At 48.3% G+C, this 22586-nt stretch carries 19 protein-coding genes; 5 read left to right on the forward strand and 14 right to left on the reverse strand.

Going from position 1 to position 22586, the window contains the following annotated elements; all coding sequences use genetic code 11:
- Window positions 1-135: 135 nt before the first annotated feature.
- Window positions 136-888: a GntR family transcriptional regulator gene (locus EJL91_RS07110; protein WP_125141270.1), complete on the forward strand. Its 753-nt coding sequence runs from the start codon at window positions 136-138 to the stop codon at window positions 886-888.
- A 226-nt stretch (window positions 889-1114) separates the two neighbouring features.
- Here the strand turns inward: EJL91_RS07110 and spoVT are convergent, their stop codons facing one another.
- The 10 genes from spoVT to EJL91_RS07160 all read right to left on the reverse strand — a co-directional run bounded on the left by spoVT (window position 1115) and on the right by EJL91_RS07160 (window position 12354).
- Window positions 1115-1663, reverse strand: coding sequence for a stage V sporulation protein T (gene spoVT / locus EJL91_RS07115; protein ID WP_125141271.1), 549 nt, complete (start codon window positions 1661-1663; stop codon window positions 1115-1117).
- Window positions 1664-1825: 162 nt separating this feature from the next.
- Entirely contained in the window at window positions 1826-3322 is a 1497-nt protein-coding gene (locus EJL91_RS07120; RefSeq protein WP_125141272.1) for a Na+/H+ antiporter NhaC family protein, read from the reverse strand.
- Between the two features lie 149 nt (window positions 3323-3471).
- Window positions 3472-3762 (reverse strand): septation regulator SpoVG, encoded by a 291-nt coding sequence (gene spoVG, locus EJL91_RS07125; RefSeq protein WP_125141273.1) that lies wholly within the window; start codon window positions 3760-3762, stop codon window positions 3472-3474.
- A gap of 27 nt (window positions 3763-3789) precedes the next feature.
- Window positions 3790-4911, reverse strand: coding sequence for a glucose-1-phosphate adenylyltransferase subunit GlgD (glgD, locus tag EJL91_RS07130; RefSeq protein WP_125141274.1), 1122 nt, complete (start codon window positions 4909-4911; stop codon window positions 3790-3792).
- The gene (locus EJL91_RS07135) at window positions 4908-6182 is read right to left on the reverse strand and encodes a glucose-1-phosphate adenylyltransferase (RefSeq protein ID WP_125141275.1); all 1275 of its coding nucleotides are present in this window, start codon (window positions 6180-6182) and stop codon (window positions 4908-4910) included. The genes glgD and EJL91_RS07135 overlap by 4 nt, the downstream gene beginning before the upstream one ends.
- Before the next feature lie 449 nt (window positions 6183-6631).
- Window positions 6632-7510: an alpha/beta hydrolase gene (locus tag EJL91_RS07140; RefSeq protein ID WP_125141276.1), complete on the reverse strand. Its 879-nt coding sequence runs from the start codon at window positions 7508-7510 to the stop codon at window positions 6632-6634.
- On the reverse strand, window positions 7507-9231 hold the full coding sequence (gene ilvD, locus EJL91_RS07145) for a dihydroxy-acid dehydratase (protein WP_125141277.1): 1725 nt from the start codon (window positions 9229-9231) through the stop codon (window positions 7507-7509). Before ilvD ends, EJL91_RS07140 begins: the two co-directional genes overlap by 4 nt.
- Window positions 9232-9369: 138 nt before the next feature.
- The gene (locus tag EJL91_RS07150) at window positions 9370-10242 is read right to left on the reverse strand and encodes a DUF6282 family protein (RefSeq protein WP_125141278.1); all 873 of its coding nucleotides are present in this window, start codon (window positions 10240-10242) and stop codon (window positions 9370-9372) included.
- A 176-nt stretch (window positions 10243-10418) separates the two neighbouring features.
- On the reverse strand, window positions 10419-11231 hold the full coding sequence (locus EJL91_RS07155) for a carbon-nitrogen hydrolase family protein (RefSeq protein ID WP_125141279.1): 813 nt from the start codon (window positions 11229-11231) through the stop codon (window positions 10419-10421).
- Between the two features lie 37 nt (window positions 11232-11268).
- Window positions 11269-12354, reverse strand: coding sequence for a YkvI family membrane protein (locus EJL91_RS07160; protein WP_125141280.1), 1086 nt, complete (start codon window positions 12352-12354; stop codon window positions 11269-11271).
- Window positions 12355-12636: 282 nt separating this feature from the next.
- Between EJL91_RS07160 and EJL91_RS07165 the strand changes: the two genes are divergently transcribed.
- On the forward strand, window positions 12637-13593 hold the full coding sequence (locus EJL91_RS07165) for a LysR family transcriptional regulator (protein ID WP_125141281.1): 957 nt from the start codon (window positions 12637-12639) through the stop codon (window positions 13591-13593).
- A gap of 405 nt (window positions 13594-13998) precedes the next feature.
- On the opposite strand, the gene EJL91_RS25100 is transcribed toward EJL91_RS07165, so the two are convergent.
- The gene (locus EJL91_RS25100; protein WP_279230034.1) at window positions 13999-14124 is read right to left on the reverse strand and encodes a hypothetical protein; all 126 of its coding nucleotides are present in this window, start codon (window positions 14122-14124) and stop codon (window positions 13999-14001) included.
- A 153-nt stretch (window positions 14125-14277) separates the two neighbouring features.
- On the opposite strand from EJL91_RS25100, the gene asnS reads away from it, so the two are divergent.
- The 3 genes from asnS (at window position 14278) to EJL91_RS07180 (ending at window position 18804) form a co-directional block, all read left to right on the forward strand.
- Window positions 14278-15669 (forward strand): asparagine--tRNA ligase, encoded by a 1392-nt coding sequence (gene asnS / locus EJL91_RS07170; protein ID WP_125141282.1) that lies wholly within the window; start codon window positions 14278-14280, stop codon window positions 15667-15669.
- A gap of 185 nt (window positions 15670-15854) precedes the next feature.
- Window positions 15855-16925: a metallophosphoesterase family protein gene (locus tag EJL91_RS07175; RefSeq protein ID WP_125141283.1), complete on the forward strand. Its 1071-nt coding sequence runs from the start codon at window positions 15855-15857 to the stop codon at window positions 16923-16925.
- Window positions 16926-16929: 4 nt separating this feature from the next.
- On the forward strand, window positions 16930-18804 hold the full coding sequence (locus EJL91_RS07180; RefSeq protein WP_125141284.1) for an ATP-binding protein: 1875 nt from the start codon (window positions 16930-16932) through the stop codon (window positions 18802-18804).
- 131 nt (window positions 18805-18935) lie between these two features.
- Here the strand turns inward: EJL91_RS07180 and EJL91_RS07185 are convergent, their stop codons facing one another.
- The 3 genes from EJL91_RS07185 to EJL91_RS07195 form a co-directional block, all read right to left on the reverse strand.
- The gene (locus EJL91_RS07185) at window positions 18936-19844 is read right to left on the reverse strand and encodes an AraC family transcriptional regulator (protein WP_125141285.1); all 909 of its coding nucleotides are present in this window, start codon (window positions 19842-19844) and stop codon (window positions 18936-18938) included.
- A 103-nt stretch (window positions 19845-19947) separates the two neighbouring features.
- Window positions 19948-20979: a M15 family metallopeptidase gene (locus EJL91_RS07190; RefSeq protein WP_125141286.1), complete on the reverse strand. Its 1032-nt coding sequence runs from the start codon at window positions 20977-20979 to the stop codon at window positions 19948-19950.
- A 297-nt stretch (window positions 20980-21276) separates the two neighbouring features.
- On the reverse strand, window positions 21277-22584 hold the full coding sequence (locus EJL91_RS07195; protein WP_125141287.1) for a YjiH family protein: 1308 nt from the start codon (window positions 22582-22584) through the stop codon (window positions 21277-21279).
- Window positions 22585-22586: the final 2 nt, after the last annotated feature.

Here is a 22586-nt window from a genome sequence, read left to right on the forward strand (position 1 = left end):
ACTTGCTTTTTAAATTGAAATTTAGTAAAATTTAGTTATTAAATCTAATTTGAATGCAAAAAAATTTTTTAAATTGTAGTATACAAAATAAATGTCTTATCAAACATGTAGACATAATAATCGGAGGAAAAGGGTATGGCTAAAGAAAAAAAGTCTAAAAAGGAATTTAGTAATGAAGATTTTCACGAAATCAGCGAATCGGAAGAGGGAAAAAAAGAAACTCTTGTGGATGTTATCTGCCGTAAAATCAGGCGTGATATTATTATCGGAGAACTCCAGCCTGGAAGTAAACTGATGTCAAAGGAGCTGGCCCTTAAGTATGGTACCTCTGAGACTCCGGTTAAACTGGCGCTCAACCGTATGATTTCGGAGGAAATCGTAGAAAATTTTCCTCGCCAGGGCATGGTGGTAAAACCGATTACTCTCTCCGACGCCGAAGAAGTTTTCGATCTGAGACTTATGATGGATTTGTACTATACGAGGGAAATTATCGATGCCGTCAGGGTTAATAAATCCTTGCGTCAAGAACTGGAAGAAAATATAAATGAACATGAAGAAATTATGAAACGATATATAGATACTAACGATGTCGAGCTCTTCGTCCAAGATTACAACCACGATTATGAATTCCACAGAATCTATCTGAAATGCTCCGGAAATCAAAAATTGGTAGATATGTACAAGCGAATCAATCCATTTATCTATTCCAACTATATCTTCCGCAGACAGTCTACAGAAAAAGACATGGCCGGGCTGGAAGAACACAAAGCCATTCTTCAGGCCATCATAAACGGAAACGAAGAAGAGCTCCGTTCGCGCATCAGTACACACATCCAAAATGCGGTAAAATCCATCCAGATTATTATGAAGTGTGAGCGTATAAAATAAATCTCTGTTGATGTTGTCGCAAAATTACTGAAATATAGTGATTGAACGATTCTCTCACTACATGTGGACAAAAAGGAGCTGCTGCTCCGGTAGATTATATATCTACTTTTGCAACAGCTCCAACTTTCAATAGAATGCTTTGCCTCTCGGCGGTTCTAAGTATCGCGCGGCAAGCAGAAGTCTTCTTCATCCTGCCGCCCGTAAGGTACAACCGGATTCTTCACTTTTACCCTTCCATCTGTCTTCCCAGGAACCCTGCCGCCGTAGCCGCAAGCTTCACTTCCGTATCGCCAAATCTGGTTCTCGGTTCTCTTCCAAGGATTACAACCGCTCCGATTGCATCTCCCTCACAGATAATCGGAACTACAACCTGAGCCGTAGTTCCTTCCGGTTCTTCTGATACAACAGTGATAAAATTCTTGTCCTCTTTCACCGCTGTGATTGTCATGCGCTCCGTGATTGCATTCTCAAGCTGTCTGCTGACCGGTTTCTGGAGGTAATCCTTTTTGGGGCCTCCCGATACTGCGATAACCTGGTCACGGTCTGTGATACATACCATAAGTCCGGTGGATTGAGCCATTGCCTCTGCGTACTGAACGGCAAATGCGGCCAGCTCTACCATCGGCGAATATTTCTTAAGGATTATTTCTCCTTCCCTGTCCGTAAATATTTCAAGCGGAGTACCTTCTCTGAGTCTGAGAGTCCGGCGGATTTCCTTTGGAATTACCACCCTGCCCAAATCATCAATTCTTCTGACTATACCTGTAGCTTTCATACAAAAATTCCTCCATCTTACATTTTCCACATTTATCTGTATCGTTTTGCATAAATGTAGTATCTGTAAAACAGAGGAATTTATACCAGCAAATTAAATTATAATTCAATTTCAGCAGGTTCTTTTTTTCAGTTTATACATTTAGTCAGCATCCCTGCTGTGTCACCGCGCAAACTTCGGATTGTTCCTGCGGTCCAGAATAATCAGGACAACGGTAAGGGCGATAAGACCCGTCAGGGTGCCGATCCAGCCATTCTGTGTAATACCGGCCGCCAGATATCCGATAACGCAGCATCCGGCCACACAGAGGACATAAGGAATCTGCGTGGAAACGTGGTTAATATGGTCACATTGCGCTCCGGCCGATGCCAGAATCGTCGTATCGGAGATCGGTGAAACGTGATCGCCGCAGACCGCTCCAGCCAGGATAGCCGATGTGGAGATGGTCAGTGAGTTCATATTCTCCGGACCTACCACTGCAAAGGCGATAGGAATCAGGATGCCGAACGTTCCCCAGGAAGTTCCCGTGGAGAATGCCAGTCCGCAGGCAACCAGGAACATGATGGCGGGCATCAGGGCTCCCACAAGCGCGCTTCCTCCGACAACGGAACCCACATAACCGCCTATATTCAGATAGTCGGCACTGCAGATACCGGACAGAGTCCATGCCAGGCACAGAATCATAATAGCCGGAATCATCGCTTTGATGCCGATGGTAAAACTCTCGCAGAATTCACTGAAGTGGATGACTCTTCTCGCCAGGTAAAAGATGAAGATAAACACCAGCGTAAAGAAGGAGCCTAACACCAGGCTCAGTGCGGAATCACAATTGGCAAACGCCTCGACGATTCCCACTCCGTCCATAATTCCGCCCGTGTACAACATGCCGCTGACACAAAATGCAATCAGAATAATGATTGGGGCAACCAGATCGATTACCTTGCCGTTGCCTGCAATGGTAACCGCATCCGCATCGATGGTCTTTTCTTTTCCTTCCCGTTCCACACGCTCATTGTACTTTCTCATTGCTGAGAAATCAAATCCGCCGATGATAATGAAGAGCATGAAGATAATCGTCAGGATGGCATAAAGGTTAAATGGAATCGTCCTGAGAAACAGTCCGAAACCGTCCACGCCGCTGCCCTCCGGAAGAGAGGAACCCACGGCTGCAGCCCAGCTCGATATTGGCGCAATAATACAGATAGGAGCGGCAGTGGCATCGATAATGTAAGCCAGCTTTGCCCTCGTTATCTTATGCTTGTCCGTAACCGGACGCATAACGGTTCCAACGGTCAGACAGTTAAAGTAGTCATCCACGAAAATCAGGGAACCTAAAAACATGGTGGCAAGAAGCGCGCCTTTCCTGCTTTTGATGGAGCGTGCCGCCCATTCTCCGTATGCCCTCGATGCTCCTGACTTAGTAATCAGAGCCACAACAATCCCGAGAAATGACAGGAACAGAAGAATGTTGACGTTGCCGCCAATCTTGTCCCCCATAATAGCAATAACGGTTTCAACCGCGTGAATCGGATTCAGTCCGGTAAAAAGAAATGCGCCCGACAGGATTCCAATCAACAGTGACAGATAAACCTCTTTCGTAATCAACGCCAGCGCGATTGCTACGATTGGCGGAATCAGTGCAAATATAGTACCGCTCATATTATAGTCCCCCTGGTTTTATTTTCGCATACGCGAATTTTTTTGTATAATTAATATAATAAAACGCCCCGGCTGCTTTGTCCAGCACCCCGGGGCAATTTCTTTTATATTTATGCAATTTTCACGTATTTCTTGTATCTATGCACCTGTCAAGCCTGCTCGTGTGCCTCTTCGTCAGCCATTTCCAGGGCAGTTGCTTCATATTTGGCAAGAATAATACTTTGAATCATGTCGCGCGTACAGGAATTGATTGGATGCGCGATATCACGGTATTCACCGTCCGCAGCTTTGCGGCTAGGCATTGCGATGAACAGTCCCTTCTCCCCCTCTATCACTTTGATATCGTGGACTACAAATTCATTGTCCAGCGTAATGGATACGATGGCCTTCATCTTGCCTTCTTTTTCAATTCTTCTTACTCTTACGTCCGTAATCTGCATAAATCTAACCCCTCTCCCGTCTGTTCATTATAATGTAAATCGCTCGTTCTTCTCGATGACAATCTTTAAGTTGTCCGGTGTGCCGATGTGCGTTGTATTGGCGCGGATGGTATCGCGGCTCTCCACAACACAGTTTTCGATTACAGTGTTATCCCCAATATATACGTCGTTTAAAATGATTGAATTCTTGATTACGCAGTTGTTGCCAACGTAAACCTTCTTAAAAAGAACTGAATTCTCAACCGTTCCGTTCAGGATACATCCGCTGGATACAAGGCTGTTCCTGACTACTGCGCCCGGATTGTATTTTGCCGGCGGCAGGTCGTCTACTTTGGAATAAATCTCCGGATACTCTTTGAAGAAATAATGTCTTACTTCCGGTTTTAAGAAATCCATGTTTGTCTTGTAGTATGCGTCAACAGAAGCAATATTGTTCCAGTAAGTCCCCAGCTTATATGCATAAATACGCTTCAGATTCTTATAACGCACCAGAATGTCCGTGACAAAGTCATATCTGTCTTCCGCTGCGCACCGCTCAATCAGTTCAATGAGCTGACGTCTGCGTATTACATAAATACCGCAGGAAATCGTGTTGGAGGTGGCAACCATCGGTTTCTCTTCAAAATCGGTGATACGGCCGTCGTCGTTGGTCTTCACAAGACCGAATCTTGTGACATCGGCCTCCGGTCCCATCTCTTTACATACTACCGTAATGTCTGCTTTCTTCTCGATATGATATTCAAGTACTTTGTTATAATCAAGTTTATAAACTCCGTCGCCGCTGGCAAGCACTACATAAGGCTCATGGCTTTTCTTCAGAAAATCCAGGTTCTGGAAGAGGGCGTCTGCCGTTCCTCTGTACCAGTCGCTGCTCTCCGCCGTAATCGTAGGCGTGAACACATACATGCCGCCCTGTTTTCTTCCGAAATCCCACCACTTGGAAGAGCTGAGGTGTTCATTCAGGGATCGGGAATTATACTGTGTAAGCACTGCAACACTCTGAATATGGGAGTTGCTCATATTACTCAGAGCAAAATCGACACTGCGGTAGCTGCCTGCGATAGGCATTGCAGCGATTGCTCTCTTGTTGGATAACTCTCTCATTCTCTTGCTGTTGCCGCCTGCTAAAACAATACCAATTGCTCTCATTGTACTCCACCTGCCTTTATTATGTAATCGCCGCTTTCAAGTACTCCGCCATGGTAATCGTCCGGTGTGGTCTCTCCGGAAATCGCCGTATTCCTTCCGATTCTGACTTTTCCGGGAATCGTGGAACGCTCTCCAACCACCACCAATTCAAACTGATATACCTTCGGATCATATTTACTCGGTGCCATCTCGCCTTCACCGAGCACTGCGCCTTCTCCAACCGTAACGTCCTCCGCAATGATAGCTTTATCCACTACGGCCCCCGCTCCGATTACACTTCCCTTCATAATGATGGAATCTTTGATTACGGCGCCTTCTCCGATTGTAACGCCTGCTCCAATCACAGAATTGCTGATCTCACCATAGATTTCCGTTCCCTCACCTATAATGCTTCTCTCAATCTTGGAATTCTCCGATATATATTGAGGAGGGATAATGTCACTCTTGGTATAAATCTTCCAGTATTCTTCATATAAGTTAAACTCGGGGATAATATCGATTAATTCCATATTGGCTTCCCAGTAGGATCCCAAAGTCCCAACATCTTTCCAATATCCGTTGTACTCATATGCAAAAATTCTCTTACCTGCTGAATGGCAGAACGGAATAATATGTTTTCCAAAATCACATCCAGGCTCTTCCGACAACTTAATCAGCGCGTCTTTCAACACCTGCCAGCTGAAGATATAGATACCCATGGATGCCAGGTTGCTCCTCGGGTTCTCGGGTTTCTCTTCAAACTCCGAAATACGGTTATTGTCATCTGTGATAACAATACCGAAACGGCTGGCTTCCTCAATCGGAACCTGCATGGCGGCAATTGTAACATCTGCATTATTCGCTTTGTGATATTCAAGCATTACCTCATAGTCCATCTTGTAGATATGGTCGCCGGAAAGAATCAGAACATATTCCGGATTGTAATTCTCCATATACTCAAGATTCTGATAGATCGCATTCGCTGTGCCGGTGTACCAGTCACTTCCAATACTTTTCTCATAAGGAGGAAGAACGGTAACCCCGCCTACGTTACGGTCAAGATCCCATGGAATACCAATACCGATATGCGCATTCAGACGCAACGGCTGGTATTGTGTTAAAACTCCGACTGTATCTACTCCGGAATTGATGCAGTTACTGAGCGGAAAATCAATAATACGGTATTTACCGCCAAATGAAACTGCGGGTTTCGCAACCTTCTGAGTCAAAACGCCAAGCCGGCTGCCTTGTCCTCCTGCTAAGAGCATAGCAATCATTTCTTTTTTAATCACGATATCACCCCTCGATGTGTAGATTTGTGTAGCTGTTTGTGTGCTTTCTATTATACCATACTTTTTCGAAATAGTGAACAAATCTTTACTAGAATTTGAACTTTTTTTGTGCATTTTCCGACATTTCTCTACTTTCATTCGTTATATTTTTTCAAATCCACCTCTCTCTTTCCTCTATTTACGCCTTTTTACATTAAAATTCGCGCATTCAGCCGGGCCGTCCTTCGTATTTTCCCCACCGGACGGCACATGCTTAGTTGTTTCTAACTTGAGTATTATCGCAGGAAAACAGGGGTTTTGTCTCTGGTAATATGTGGAACACAGTTGGAGCACAAAAAAAGGGAGTCTCCAAAGCCAATATCTGGCAATGAAGCCCCCTGGAACAGTGACGCCTTACCGTGTATCCGGATACACGGTAAGGCGGTGGTATTACTTATTAAAATCATTTGTCAAATTTTCTGAAAGAAGCGATCCAGCTCCCCGATCAGTTTTTCAAATACTTCATGATCGTCAAACATGAAGTCGTTGTGCTTTCCTTCGATTGCATAGAAGGTTTTTTCGCACTGCAGCTTATCGTAAAATATTTCGGATTCGCTGATTGGGTGGAGCAGGTTGTATTTGCCGTGTCCGATGAAGGCCGGTACTTTCACGTCCTCGATATTTTTCTCGGAGTTGAAGTCCATCAGGGAACGGCCCAGTTCCAGGGAAATCTCCTGTCCGTAGCCGTCCACCGTATACAAATTGTCATGGACTACTTCCTCTGTGTCGGGATCCAGCGGATAAAAATGGAACGGATTATCGAATCTTCTCGTGCCTTCCTTTACAATTCGGATCTCCTCCTCCTCTATCTCTTTCTGCATCTTTACAAAGTCTACATGGGAGAAGACCTGATGGAGCCATCTCTCGCCGCAGTAGAAGCCGTTTAAGCCTGCAACAGCCTTAACCCGCTTATCAAGCTGCGCCTCCCTGAAGGAAAGACCGGCTGCCATAGCCCAGCCAAGCAGCCCAATCCGGTCTGCGTCGACCTCGGGAAGTGTCCCGGCAAAGGTGACGGCGTTTCTGATATCTTCCACCTGCTCATCCAGCTTGCACACGCCGGCAGGTCCCTCGTTCTGAAGGAAACCGCGGTAATCAAAGCCAAAACAGGCATAACCTCTCTTTGTCAGCGCGCGGGCAAATAATGCGGGATAAATTGCGTTTAATCCGATATAACCGGAATTCGGGATAATACAGGGAAGTTCCTCCCCCTCTTTATAGTCGTCCGGAAGGTAAAGCGCTGCATCCAGACGGTAACAGTTGCTGTAAAAGTACATCGGTTTTGTTATCATTTCGTTCCCCCGTTAATCTCATTTTTTAATATGTCAGGCACTCTCAGCACCGCTCCCTGATCGGCTGATGTAACCAGTGCAGCGTATTTCTCCAGGGCCGGCGTTCTGGGCTTTACAAGCGGTTTCACCTTTTTCAGCCGCTCTTTAATCACTTCATCCGGCACATCCAAATCCAGTCTGCGGTTTGGAATGTCGATGATAATCCGATCCCCGTCCTCCACTGCGGCTATCGGTCCTCCCGCTGCCGCTTCCGGGGAGATATGGCCGATGCACGGTCCTCTCGTGGAACCGGAAAAGCGGCCGTCTGTAACCAGGGCACAGCTCTCGTCCATTCCTCTTCCTACCAGAAGCGAGGTTGTCATATGCATCTCCCTCATTCCCGGTCCGCCTTTGGGGCCTTCGTAACGAATGACTATCACATCTCCCTCTTTAATCTGGTCCGTTGAAACGGCATGGCTCGCATCCTCCATGGAATGGAATACTCTGGCGCGTCCCGTAAACTGGTACATGGACGGCTTCACGCCGGACTTTTTGACAACGGCTCCGTCCGGGGCCAGGCTGCCGTATAAGACGGCGATTCCGCCTTCTTCATTCTTAGGCTTGTCAAATGGGTAAATCACGTCGTTTTCCACAAGGGGCACATCCTTCAGATTTTCTATCATCGTCTTACCGGTCACCGTCATGTGGTTTGGTTCCAGTCTGCTCTCAATTGCCTTCAGGACGGACGGTACCCCGCCGTTTTCATGCAGAACGGAAAGAGGATATTTTCCGGACGGCTTGAGGTTGCAGAGATAGGGAACTTTCCGGCTGATGCGGTCGAAATCTTTCAGATCCAGCTTCACTTTGGCCTCATTTGCAATAGACATCAGATGAAGAACCGTATTAGTGGACGCTCCCATCGCCATGGCCGCGCTGATACCGTTTAACAGGGCATCCCTGGACAGGATTTTCCTGGCCGTCAAATCTTCCTTAATCATTTCTACGGCGCGTTTGCCTGACTGCTTTGCAAATCTGCGCTTATCGGCCGATACGGCAAGGGCCGTACAGCTGTGCGGAAGCGCCAGTCCCAGTATTTCCGCCATACAGCTCATGGAGTTGGCCGTTCCAAGCATAGCGCATGTTCCGTAAGTCGGAAGCGCTCTCTTTTCAATCTCCAGCAGATCGTCCACCGACATTTTCCCGGTCTGGACCTGACCGATGAATTCCCTCATATCGGTCAGTGTTATAACTTCCTTATCTTTATAGCTTCCTGCCATCATCGGACCGCCCGGCAGGATGATTGCGGGAATATTCACTCTGGCCGCCGCCATAATCATGCCGGGAACAATCTTGTCACACCCCGGCAGCATGACCATTGCGTCAAAATGGTGTGCCTCTATCATCATTTCTACGGCGTCGGCAATATTTTCCCGGCTGGGGAGCGGGTAACTCATTCCCCGGTGTCCCTGGCAGATACCGTCGCAAAGGGCTATGGTGCTGAATTCACGGGGAATTCCGCCTGCCTCCCAAATTCCCGCTTTCACATGCTCCGCTATCTCCCGCAGATGAATGTGGCCGGGAACCATCTCGGTAAAGGAATTCACCACGGCAATCAACGGTTTATGTAAATCATCCGTATCAAGGCCTGTACTGTACAGCAGGGCGCGGTGGGCGGAACGCTCGATACCGTTAATCAGTTCGCCGCTTTTGTATTTGCTGTATTGGAATCTTGATTCATCCATTCGAAATCCTCCTTATTTTAATTTGTTAGCCAGCGCTTGTCTGTTTGGCGCTTCATTTCTTATCTTTAATATACAACGTTCTTTATCCAATATCAAACAAGTATTTTTTGGATATAAACAAGTTATTGCTTGTTAATTTTAAAACGCCGCCTGACGGTCTGCAATGCATGACGGTACGGTATGGGACATCGTGATAATTTCTTTTTCGCTGAATCCTCTTTCGAGAAGCGTCCTCATAAAAAGCGCCATTCCGCGGGCCGGATGCTCGAATCCCTTCTGCCCCCTGTCTGTTGCAATATAGGTGTGTTCCACCCCGGACAGACGGATATTTGCGGCCATTTCTTCCGCAGTTACAGTGCCTTCCGCCAGATTGACCCAGTTCTTTTCAATCACAACTCCCAGGGCAGCCAGCTCTGCCTGCATGGCGCCGTCGATTCGGGTTCTGCTCCACTCGGGATGCGTCAGTATCATATTTACCCCGCGCTCTCTTCCCAAACGGCAGAGCCGTACCGATTCCTCCCGGCTTAAGTGCCCGGTTCCAAGATATGCTCCGTATTTTTTAACAATGTCCATAATCTCATAAACCTCCGGAAGAATCCTTCCCTCCCTGTCCAGGATCGTGATGCCAGGACGGCTGAAAAAATCTCCCGTCATCGGCCCGAATTCCAGGCAGTGCCCGGCATCCCGGGTGGGCATCCATATGAGAATCCCTCCCTCGTGGAGGCAATTTTCCACCGCATAGGGGTTCAGACCGCCCGTGGGCCAGTTGAGCGCCAAACCGCCGTACGCTTTTGCCCGGCAGCCGCTCTTTCGGTTGACCGTAGCAGCCCTGGCGGCCGTGCAGCCATAGTGTGATTTAATCAGAACACCGGCCATTCCCGCCTCGTCGGCCTCCTGCATCAGCTCCCAATCGTCCAGCGCCCGGGTGAATGCCGACGGCGCCGGGTGTACATGAAGATCATAGGCTCCTCTCAGCAATTCCTTTACCTGTTCTCCCCTGTCATGTTCCATAATATCTCCCTTCCGCCCAACGAATAACACCGGAAAATATACTCCGGGTTTATCCTTGACAATGAGCCGCAACCTGCAATGATAAGATGATAAAAGCCGGCGTCCATGGATACGTGGAATCACCGGCTTTTCAATGTCTCTTTTTTACTATCCTCCCGACGTTTAACAGGAGTCCGCTATTCGGTAATACGTGAATATAATTCCGGATGACGGTCGATCATCACCGTGTTTCCCATCCGCTCTTTGTGTACCATGCTCATATCAATATCCTGATAGAGAATCTCTTCACGATCCGGTGAACATCTTCCCAGCACCTTTCCAATCGGGCTTACCACCTGGCTGCATCCGCAAAACGGCGAATCAGGCAGTTCTCCCGTGAAATTTATCAGCGCCACAAAGACATTGTTATCCAGTGCGCGCACCTCCGTCACCTGGTTCAGCCAGTCCCTGAAATAAGATCCGTCCCTCCATGCCGCCGGACACAGGATCAAATCCGCTCCCCCGAGCGCCAGGATACGGGTTGTCTCCGGGAAACAGATATCATAGCAGATGACAATGCCGATGATTCCGTATTTTGTCCGGAATACCGGAAATTTCCTTCCCCTGTTTAAATGAAGCTGTTCCGCCCCTACCAGATGGGATTTGGAATAATGGCCGAGCACAACGCCCTCATCGTCGATCAGAACCGCCGTGTTTTCGACGATTCCGGTGCCGGCCGTCATCATAATCGGCGCCAGGAGATGGATCCCCAGTTCCTTTGCCAGACTCCTCATCTTAGTAATTGTTTCTCCGTCCAGGGGTTCGGCCGCATTTTTCATCGTCTCATAATCAAAGCAGTAATATCCCGTATTAAATCCTTCGGGCAGACAGACGAAATCGGCTCCATTGCCGCACGCCTCGCGGATCTTTTCTTCCGCCTTGCGTACATTGGCTTTCACGTCCCCTAATACCCACGATGACTGAACCAGTGCTATTTTAAATTTTTCCATCTTACCTCCTGTAAACTTATCACTTTGCGCTGAACTATTATGCTGCTTTTTTCTCCTGAATCTGTTTTGCTATCATAAATAATACGAAGATACCGCCGAGCACGCCGTATACGCCGTATACCAGTCCCAGAAGCTTGTCAAACGGGAGAAGCATGGAGCAGAGAACGGATGCAATGACCAGAATAACCGCAAATTTGTTGTAAGCCGGTGTTTTCTCTTCGCAGAATGATGCGCAGAGCGTAAACATGGACGGTGCACAGGATGAGAAAATCGCCATAAATATAACAATGATAAAGATAAATCCAAGAATCGGAGAAATCGTATTGGCCAGGTAGAGATTCGGAATCATCATTGTGCTGAATTCCTCGATGTTGGCAAAAAGAGCGGATGCCATAACGATATCGGCCGCAGCATAGAAAATAACTCCCACGATTGCGCCGTAAATCAGTTCTTTCCTTACCTTAAAACTCTTAGCCGTCGCCGAGAAGAACGGGGCCGACTGTAATGGTGTACAGGTGGTGTAATATAAACCGGCCAGCCACCATGTCGGTGCAATTCTCGAAAGATTCAGGGTCGGCGCCATTTCAATGCCCGCGGCAACTCCGCCCATATGCTGTGTCAGATAATAAATACCCGTTCCGATTGTCAGGACAATCATGAACGGCCCGATACTGCCGATAATATCAACGAGTTTTTTAAGTCCAAGAAGAATTGTAACCAGGCATAAAATTCCAAGAAGAACGGAACCCAGACGTGACGGCATGCCGAAATGCTGGTTGAGCGCCGCGCCGAAACCGGAAATCATAACAACGGGAGCCGAATATAAGAGTCCCATTGCCAGAAGCTGGAATACTTTACCCACCTTATCTCCGCAGTAGTACGTAAAAATGTCAAGCGGGCTCTTAAACTGCTTTCTGTGCCCCAGTTTAAAGAATGAAATCAACAGGAACAGATGCAGCAGCGCCTCCACTACGATTCCTGCATATCCCCATATGCCGTAACCGCAGAAATACTGCAGTGATGCCTGACCGGTAACAGAACCCGATCCGATTGCCCACGACACAAAAACGCCGGCAATTTTGATAACATTAATCCAACTCATTTTTTCATTTGTATCAACCATAACTTCCCCTCCATTTTGTAATCGACCTCTCGATGTACACCCATATCCCAGCTGTTACAATTATCATATATAATTCAAACGCCAAAATCAAACAAGTTATTTTTACAGTATCACAATATTTTTCTTGTATTTCTTCTATTCGCATGATACACTGCAATTATTCTTAATTCATACTGTAATTATTCTTATTAATATAGAAGAACTGTACTTCACGGTATAAGTATTTGTGAACGGCCGTCTGCCGTATTCCTGTTATTAGAAACACATAGAAAGGAGAACGCCTTGCAGTCAAATCAGGAAATCTTTTTATTAGTTGCCGAAGAAATGAGCATCAGCCGTGCGGCGCAGCGCGCCTTTGTCTCACAGCAGTGCGTCAGCGATCATATCAAGCGGATGGAACAAAATTACGGAGTTAAACTGTTTACGAGGAAACCCCGCTTCCAGCTCACAGAAGCCGGGCTGTCGATGCTCCACTCCCTTCAGAAAATCCAGGCCATTGAGAGCAGCCTGCAGGATAGCCTGGCCAAGCGGGCCAGCGGGATGAAGGGCAGCTTTACCATGGGAATCAGCGCGTCCCGCGCCCAAATCTTCCTTCCCTGGGTCATGCCGGAATACTCCCGTGCTTTTCCGGACGTGGAGATCCGCTTTTTCATGAACGACACCGTAGTCCTGGCTGAAAATCTCAGGAAGGGAAATGTGGATTTGTTTATGGGCGTCAATACCCCTTACGCCGAAGATTTTGCCATTACCCCGCTGTGTGAGGACGAGCTTTGCTTTATGATTTCAGACGGACTGCTGAAACGCCGTTTCGGCGATCAGTCCGGGAGCTTTCTGTCATCCGAGATCGATCTGCACCAGTTTACCGATATCCCGTTTATCAAGAGCTATTCCACTGGCGTCATCAACTCCGCCCTGCAGGAATACCTGGATCAGTGCCATATTGATCTCTATTCCCCTTACCAGATCAGTGACACGGACACCCAGATTTCCCTGTGCGCCAAAGGCGTGGGCGCCGGAATCGCTCCCTACATGTTATTGTCCCGGATTAACAGCCATAATATAAACTGCAGTAAAGAGGAATATATCCACATTCTTCCTGTTAAAAATTTCAAGAAATTCCTCCGAATTGATTTGATTTCACTGAACTATATTGAAAAACCGCTTTATATCCGGGCTTTTGAGGAGATGTCCGTACGGGCGGTGCGGGAAAATTATTTAAGGGGAACTCTAGATGAGTAATGAGAACGCGCCGGGACAGCCGGGGGGCGGGATGGTGAGAGGTTGTATATGAGTCTTCAGTCCCGGTGTAAAGGTTGTCGCTGGTGGGGAATCCGGGGTTATCGCCATTCCGCCCCGGCCTGCGGCCGCTGATTTGTTCTATTCCTTCAAGTGGGAAGGGTATTGTCGCAGCCACTACGTTCCTTTGAATTCCGGATGACTGGCTCCTGTGAGGTTTTAGAGTGTTTTGCTGGAATTAAGTATTAGTTTTGATGAATAGCGCCTCCGCATTTGACGAAAGAGACAATCAGCTTCTGAAGCCGGCGGACGGGGCAATACCTTCCCTGAGTCTTCAGTCCCGCCGACCACCTGCCCGGGGAAGGAAGGAGAAAACTTTCCGAAGGGGGCCTTGGAATCCGCCGGTGCTTAGACGGCGTTCTTTGACGTCTTAGCATCCGCTGCGCATTCCACAAGCGGGAGCGAGTCCCCGTAGGAATTTTTTCTCCTGGATTCCCCCTCACGACAATCTAAAAACCGGGACTGAAGACTCATATACACCTCCCACCACCCCGTCCGCCATCCTACAGAGGCGTCCTCACATCTCAACTAAAGACAGTACCCCCTTGAAACCACTGCAGAAATAAAGTATAATGACAACATTGATACGAAAATGCCAAAAAGCTATATAATTGAAGGAGTAACATTATGAATTTAGTAACCGTAAGAGAAATCTACCGTTCAAGCGAGTCTTATCTGGACAAGGAAATCCAGATCGGAGGCTGGGTCAGAAGTGTCAGGGGATCCAAGGCCTTTGGTTTCATCGTAGTAAGTGACGGAAGCTACTTTGAGACACTTCAGGTCGTTTATCATGATACAATGGAGAATTTTGCTGAGATCTCCAAACTGAATGTCGGCGCTGCCATCATTGTAAAAGGAACTCTAGTTGCCACACCGGATGCCAAACAGCCATTTGAAATCCAGGCAACGGAAATCCTTGTGGAAGGCCAGTCCGCATCGGACTATCCGCTTCAGAAGAAACGCCATACACTTGAATATTTAAGAAGCATCTCCCATCTGCGCCCGAGAACCAATACCTTTCAGGCCGTGTTCCGCGTGCGTTCGCTGGCTGCCTATGCGATCCACCAGTATTTCCAGGACCGTGACTTTGTCTATGTCCACACCCCACTTATCACAGGAAGTGACTGTGAGGGAGCCGGTGAGATGTTCCAGGTAACCACCCTTGATCTGAACGATATCCCGAAGACATCGGAGGGAGCTATAGATTTCTCCCAGGACTTTTTTGGTAAACCGACCAACCTGACCGTAAGCGGACAGCTGAATGCCGAGACATATGCAATGGCATTCCGCAACGTATACACCTTCGGCCCTACTTTCCGTGCCGAGAACTCCAACACGACCCGGCACGCTGCGGAATTCTGGATGATCGAGCCGGAGATGGCATTTGCCGACCTGAATGACAATATGGCCCTGGCCGAGAGCATGTTAAAATATGTTATCCGCTATGTGCTGGAACATGCGCCGGAGGAGATGAATTTTTTCAACCAGTTCATCGATAAGGGACTGCTTGACAGACTGAACCATGTATTGAATTCCGACTTCGGACATGTGACCTATACCGAAGCAGTAAAGATTCTGGAAGAGCACAATGAGGAATTCGACTACAAGGTATTCTGGGGCTGCGATTTACAGACTGAGCACGAGCGTTACCTGACAGAGAAGATTTACCAGAAACCGGTATTCGTCACAGATTATCCGAAGGAGATCAAGGCCTTCTATATGAAGATGAACGAGGACAACAAGACGGTAGCCGCCATGGACTGCCTCGTACCGGGAATCGGCGAGATCATCGGCGGAAGCCAGAGGGAAGACGATTACGATAAACTGGTAGCCAGAATGGAAGAACTGGGCCTTAAGAAAGAAGATTACGGATTCTATCTGGATCTGAGAAAATACGGTTCCACAAGACATTCCGGTTTCGGCCTCGGTTTTGAGCGCTGTGTTATGTACCTAACCGGCGTCTCCAACATCCGTGACATTATTCCATTCCCAAGAACGGTTAACAACTGCGAGCTGTGATTTTACCGCATCGCGAAGTGTGTTGCTGTTCGCAGAACCGTGCTTTTTGAGGGACTGTGAACAGTAACTTCTGTTACAGAACTCTTACGATGGAGCTGCCGCAAATAACCTTTGCGGCAGCTCTATCTGGTACTGGGTTACCATAAGCGTTACATGCAATGTACTTGAAAGGAAAGGGGAACAACGTGAAATTCATTCATACCGGCGATGTACACTGGGGCATGTCCCCGGACAGCGACAAATCCTGGAGCAGGGAGCGTGCCCGCGATATCAGGGACACCTTTTCTGCGATTATAGAAAAGACGAGAAAAGTGGGGGCCGATTTCCTGTTTATTGCAGGAGATTTGTTTCACCGCCAGCCGCTGCAGAAGGATCTGAAGGAGGTCAATTACCTCTTTTCCACCATCCCCGGCGTCCGGGTCATTATTATTGCCGGAAACCATGACAGGATCCGAAACAGCTCCGCCGTATTGAGCTTTTCCTGGTGCCCCAATGTAACATTTATCGACAGCGAGGAACTGACAAGCTATTATTTCCGCGACATTAATACCGAGGTGACCGGTTTCAGCTACCACACCGCCGAGATTACGGAGGCAAAGCTGAACCAGGCTTACGCACCCCATGACGGAAGGATCCATATCCTGGTCGGCCATGGCGGCGATTTAAACCATACTCCGATAGACAGGGCCGCCCTGGCCGATTCCGGTTTTTCCTATATCGCCCTGGGCCATATACATAAACCAGAAGTCCTGATCGACCGGAAGATGGCCTACTGCGGTTCTCCCGAACCGTTAGACAAGACGGAGACGGGAGCCCACGGCATCTATTACGGGGAAATCAATCCTTCCAGTCTCCAGGTTACAAAACTGGAATTCATCCCGATGGCCAAACTGCGCTACATCCCTCTGATTGTCAATGTAACCCCGGCCACCACCAATACTGAGCTGTGTCTTAAAATGTCCCACGAAATCGACAAGCGCGGCACGGACAATATTTACCGGTTCCGCGTGCGCGGCATGAGGGATCCCGACATTACCTTCGACCTGGATTCCCTGCTGCTGCGCTACAAAATATCCGATATCCTGGACGAGTCGGAACCCGAGTATGATTTCAGTGCGCTGTTTGCAGAGCATCCCAGCGATATGATAGGTTTTTACATCCGTGCGCTTCAGAAGCCGGATATGAGCCCGGTAGAAAAAAAGGCGCTGTTTTACGGAATCCATGCCCTTCTTCTCACCACCGATGAAAGGAGTTGACAAAGTGCGTTTTCTGGATTTATACATAAGCGGATTTGGTAAATTTCATAATACGTCTGTCTCCTTTGAGAATGGCCTCAATATCGTCTATGGCAAGAATGAAGCCGGCAAGTCCACGATACACACCTTTATCCGCGGAATGCTCTTCGGCATTGAGCGCCAGAGGGGCAGAGCCGCAAGGACGGACATTTACAGCAAATATGAGCCATGGGAGAACAGCGGCACCTATGAGGGCCAGCTCCGCCTGGAATCCGACGGCATCATTTACCGCATTGAGCGGAGTTTTCAGAAGAATAAAAAAGAGTTTATCATTATCAATGAAACCCTGGGAAAAGAAGTGGAAGCGACCAGGGCCTTCATGGACGAGCTGCTGGGAGGCTTAAGCGAGACAGCCTACAATAACACCATCAGCATCAGCCAGCTTAAAAGCGCCACCGAGGACGGAATGATTTCCGAACTTAAAAACTATATTGCCAATATGAACACCTCCGGCAATATGGCCCTGAATATCACAAAGGCAACCTCCTATCTAAAGGGGCAGAAGAAACAACTGGAAACCCAGTTAAGCCCGGAGGCCGCCAGAACCTACACGATGCTCTTAAGCGAGATACGGAACATTGAAAAAGAAATTTCCTCCCCCGAGTACGAAAATCAGATGCAGGAATATGTAAAAAAGCGTGATTCCGTCAAGGAGGAGATCGAATTAAACCAGCAGGAGAAGGACGAGCTGGCCGATAAGGTTCTCCGCGGACGCCAGATGTTAGACGATTACGAGTTCTCGGATGAGGCCTCCATCGCCACCTATCTAAATAATGCGGAGGAGATTTACAGCTATTACATGGAATCTAAGGAAGTTGCCGAGAGCAAATCCGGAAGAATGTTTCCAGTGCTGCTCTGTGTTTTGGCCGCAGCGCTGGCCATTGGCTCCGTGTACTCCCTATACTGGTATTTCTATCCGTATAATACCCTGCTGCCGGTCCTGCCAGTCGGCGTAGATCCTTATACTGCCGGTCTGGCCCTGGGGGCCGGGGCGGTACTCTCACTTGCAGGAGGCCTGTTCACACTGTTTCGCAGAAAGCGCCATATCAAGGAGGCCAAACTCTGCACGGCCACCCTGTCGGAGATTTTCAAGCGCCACCTGGGCGACAGTTCCATCACGGCCGAAGCCATGGAGGCGTTACGCACCCGCCTTTCCGAGTTTACAAGGCTCTGCCAGATGATGAAGAAGTCGGAGGAAACCCTGAAACTGCAGACCGAAAAAATCTCCACCCTGCGCGAGCAGCAGAATAACTGCAGCGAGGTCATTGAACAGCAGCAGCGCATCCAGTGGGAACTGGAGAAAAAGCTGGAGCACCTGACCGACTGTAAGGACAGGGCTGCCGCCCTGAAACGTATTATCACGGAGAATGACAGGCTGCGCCAGGACATCGCCGCCATTGACCTGGCCCAGGAAACGATGCAGGAGCTTTCCATGTCCATCCGCGATTCCTTCGGACTCTATTTGAATAAAACCACTTCGGAACTTATCAGTGAAATCACCGGAGGAATTTATACCAGCATCAGTATTGACGAGAACCTGAACGCATTTCTGAATACAAAGAAAAAACTGATTCCCCTGGAACAGGTCAGCAGCGGAACCGCAGACCAGATTTATCTGGCACTCCGGCTGGCTGCCGCCAAGTTCATCCAGAACGGGGATGACAGAATGCCCCTTGTCTTTGACGACAGCTTCGTGCTCTACGACGACGACAGGCTGCGCACTGCCCTGACCTGGCTGTCCAGGGCTTATGACGGACAGATTATTATCTTCACCTGCCATAAGAGGGAAGGACGGATTCTGAAAGAAGCGGGTGTGGAACATAATCTGATTCAGATATAAATTTTTACTCTTATGTACTAAATTTTTATCTCCGCACAGGATTCACCCTGACCGGAGATCTTCAAAAATGGAGGGAACCGCTCTTTACCGGAGCAGTCCCCTCCATTTTAGTTACCTGGCAAACGTTCTATTCAATTCGGTTCCGCCACCTTCAGCCACACTTCCATTTTTTTGGTCTCCGGGCTGTGGCTGGCATACCGTTCCGCACAGAACGGTTCCGTCACAAGATTATGGCGCGGGAGCCACACATTATATAGATACTGTTCCGCCTTGTACAGAACATCCATGACAAGAGCTTCAAAGTCTTCCGCCTCAAAGTCGCAGACAATATACTCTCCCTTCGGCAGTTCCCACTTTTTATAGCCGCAAGAGGTCACATCCGTACTGGCCCTGGCCCCTGCAAAATAGAGGAAAAAATCTTTTTCGTCACATGGGTACGCGACGCCCAGTTCCTCCTCACCGAACACTCCGCCTGCTGCCGCTTTCCCGTCATGGAAGTCTCTCCAGAGCGTATCCAGCGGATCCACTCCAGACTCTGTTCCCAGACCGCACATAAACCGGACGGGCATTTTTTTCTCCAGTCCTGTGTAGACTATCGGCTCTTTCACCTGTCTCCGGTGGATTTCCAGGACGATACCATCCGTAATCAGCGGCACCCCCTCATCGACCAGAGTATATTTGAGCATCAGTTCCGGTTTGGTCATCCGGTTGAGCGGGCCGGGATTGCTCCTGTACTCCTCGGGTGTCATTCCAAAGGTGGATTTAAAGGTCCGTGTAAAATGTTCGTGTGAAGAAAAGCCGAGTTCCACCGCAATATCCAGAATGCGTCTGTCTTTCTGAAGAAGGGCGTCCATGGCCTTTGCCATCCTCCTCAGCCTGATATATTCGGCCACCGGCTTTTTTACCAGACGGCCAAACAGCCTCTGATAGTAAAATGGTGACAGGCAGGCAAGATCCGCCAGCTCCCTGATACTGATTTCCTCTCCCAGATGTTCTTCAATAAATTCGATTGTCAGTTGTATCTGTTCCCATGCATGCATTTATAAGCACCTCCTGTATACACAGAATATCACAGCCCGGCAGGCTGCATTTGACTGTGGATGCCCTGATGCTCCTTTTTAAGTTACTTGTTGTTTCTGTCAGTTACTTGTTATTCTTGTCAAAATGCTGGTAGTCCTTCGGCGTATTCCAATCCCCGCCCCAGCGGAAACCGCGCTTTGTAAACAGTTTGTATGCCAAATCCTCATGGGTAATCACATGGGGCAGACCCGTGTCCCTGGCGATATAATCGTTTGCATTGGAATGCGACCATCTCGGCGATCCGGATGAGTAAGAAACATATGGGTTCTGCTGAGGATTCAGGTCGATTGCCCTGCCGTAGGCGTGGTTGGACAGATTGCCTCCTCCGGAAATCTCCCTGTAGCAGAAAGCCGACGTATTGTTCTCATCAATGGAGGCCGAATCCGACGTCTCGGCATCCCCGGTCCAGTAATTATCCACCAGATACATGGACTGGATCTGGTACTTCGCCTTAAACAGCTCTGTAAAGATACTGAAGACATCCTCCTGGATATCCTTGTTGACAATCATCTCCCCCACCTGAATCTGGCCCCTGAAATTATAGTGGGGCATCTTCAGATAACGCAGGGAACTAAGCGGAACGTGGTTATTGGCGCGGTAGGATTTGCCGTTAATCCTGTCATACAGGTTATCGCCTTCCTCGATCTTCCAGCTCATAAAATACCGGCTGAGACCGTCAAAATTAATCTGCTCCGGCTCAAGGATTGTCCCGGGCGCCAGTCCGCTTAAGCTCTCAAGCTGCACGGGAACGGCCTCCGTCGTTTCCTCGGTTTCGGGTTCCGTTTCCGTTTCCATTTCAGCCTCTGTTTCCGTACCGTTTTCCCCGGTCCCTGATGGCAGTGAAGCCGTTGCCCCGGTCTCGTCTCTCACATTCTCATTCCCCGGTTCTCCACCGTTCAGGCTCTCGCTGAGCTCACTTCCCGCTCCGTTTGTCCGACCGCCTGTACGGCTGGTTTGATTCATATAGATTACAGCGGCCACAACCAATAAAACGGCAAGAATCCCGGCCAGCAGCCATGTTGTGTTAAACCGGCCGCCACGGCCTGAACCATTCAGGTCTTCCTCATGTATTCCCCATCTGTCTCTGTTTTTCATTCTTTTGTATGCTCCTCCGAATTCATCCGGCTTTGTCCTTATTGCATTTTGCCTCTAATTATACTTCCCGCGCCGCGGCTTGACAATAGACAATAAATGTCACCCGGATCGCAGAATGCGTCCCAAAAGCCGCTACGGCCTTTGAAACGCACTCTTTACGGAGATTCTTTTTTTGTTCTGTTTTTTTCCGTTATTGACTACTCCGGTACAGCGTCGGCCGTAAATGGTCAGGGAGGCCAGGATAAAACAGCACCCTGAAAATATGACACATTTCCCTTTTTCATTTTATCTGCCGCCTCAGAAGAAAATAAACCCGATGGCCGCAGCCATAATCAGTGACAGAACCGTTCTCTCGAACCAAATCAGGAAGATATCTTTCATCTTAATGGGGATATCCGTGGACAGCAGACAGGGAATGGAGGCCGAGAAAAACAGGATGGCCGATACGCTCGTCACTGCAACCGTAAACTTCGTCACCATCGCGCTCTCCACCACCAGCATGGACGGCAGGAACATCTCCGCAATCTCAATAGCTGCCGCCTTTGCGGCCAGCATTGGTTCCGGCAGATGCAGAAGCCACGTTACCGGGTAAAAAAGGTATCCGACTACATCAAAGAGAGGCGTATATTCCGCGATCAGCATGCCGAGCAGACCGATTACCAGGATACTGGCCGTAACGGAAGAAGACATCTTGATAGCGTCTCCCATATAGTAATCTTTCAGATAGTAGGATAATGGTTTTGCCTCCCGGGCCTGTTTAACGCCCGCATGATAGGCGCGTTTCAGCAGCGGTTCACTGTAATCCATTGTACTTTCCGCCTTTTTCTCGTAATAATTGTTCGGAATTTTTGATATCGGATAAATACGGGCTGTAAGAGCGGTCACAAGAAAGGTTACAAAAAAGCATGCAAAAAAATACAGGGTCCAGTGCTCCATAAAACCAAGGGTATTGGCAATAACGATCAGAAATGAGATGGATACCGTTGAAAATCCGGTGGCAATAATCACACTCTCCTTTGCGCTGTATACCCCTTTTTTATACAGGTCGTTTGTCAAAAGCACCGCCAGAGCGTAACCGCCTGAGAATGATACAACCGCATCAATGGCGCTCTCCCCCGGAGTTTTCCATATTTTTCTCATGACTGGCTGCATGAATGCGCTGATAAATTCTACCAGTCCAAAATTCAGAAGCAATACATAGGCAATTCCGGTCACCGGAATCATCAGGGCAATCGGTATGACCACGCTGTTATATAGAAACGGAATCATGTCGGCACGCATAACCGCCTCTGGTCCCACATTGAAAACCGCCATAAAACCAATAACAGTGCCGAGCAGTTTAATTATCGTAAATACAAAATTAAACATTGATTTCTTATAGCTTCCGTTCATAATCGGCATAATTCCGCCGGCCATGACCATGACCAGTGTAAAATACGGTATGACAGGCCCGCACAGCTTCTTAATCAGGTTAATGATATGCTGAATCGGTATAACTGACACACCGCCTATTCTTACATTGACAAAAAACATGAATGCCCCGATTCCTGAAAAAAGGAGAAATTTCAGAACCGCCGAATTATCTTTCCCTTTTGTACTCTCCATTT

Origin of the sequence: Clostridium transplantifaecale (assembly GCF_900626075.1) — a bacterium.
GTDB classification, from domain to species: domain Bacteria; phylum Bacillota; class Clostridia; order Lachnospirales; family Lachnospiraceae; genus Otoolea; species Otoolea transplantifaecalis.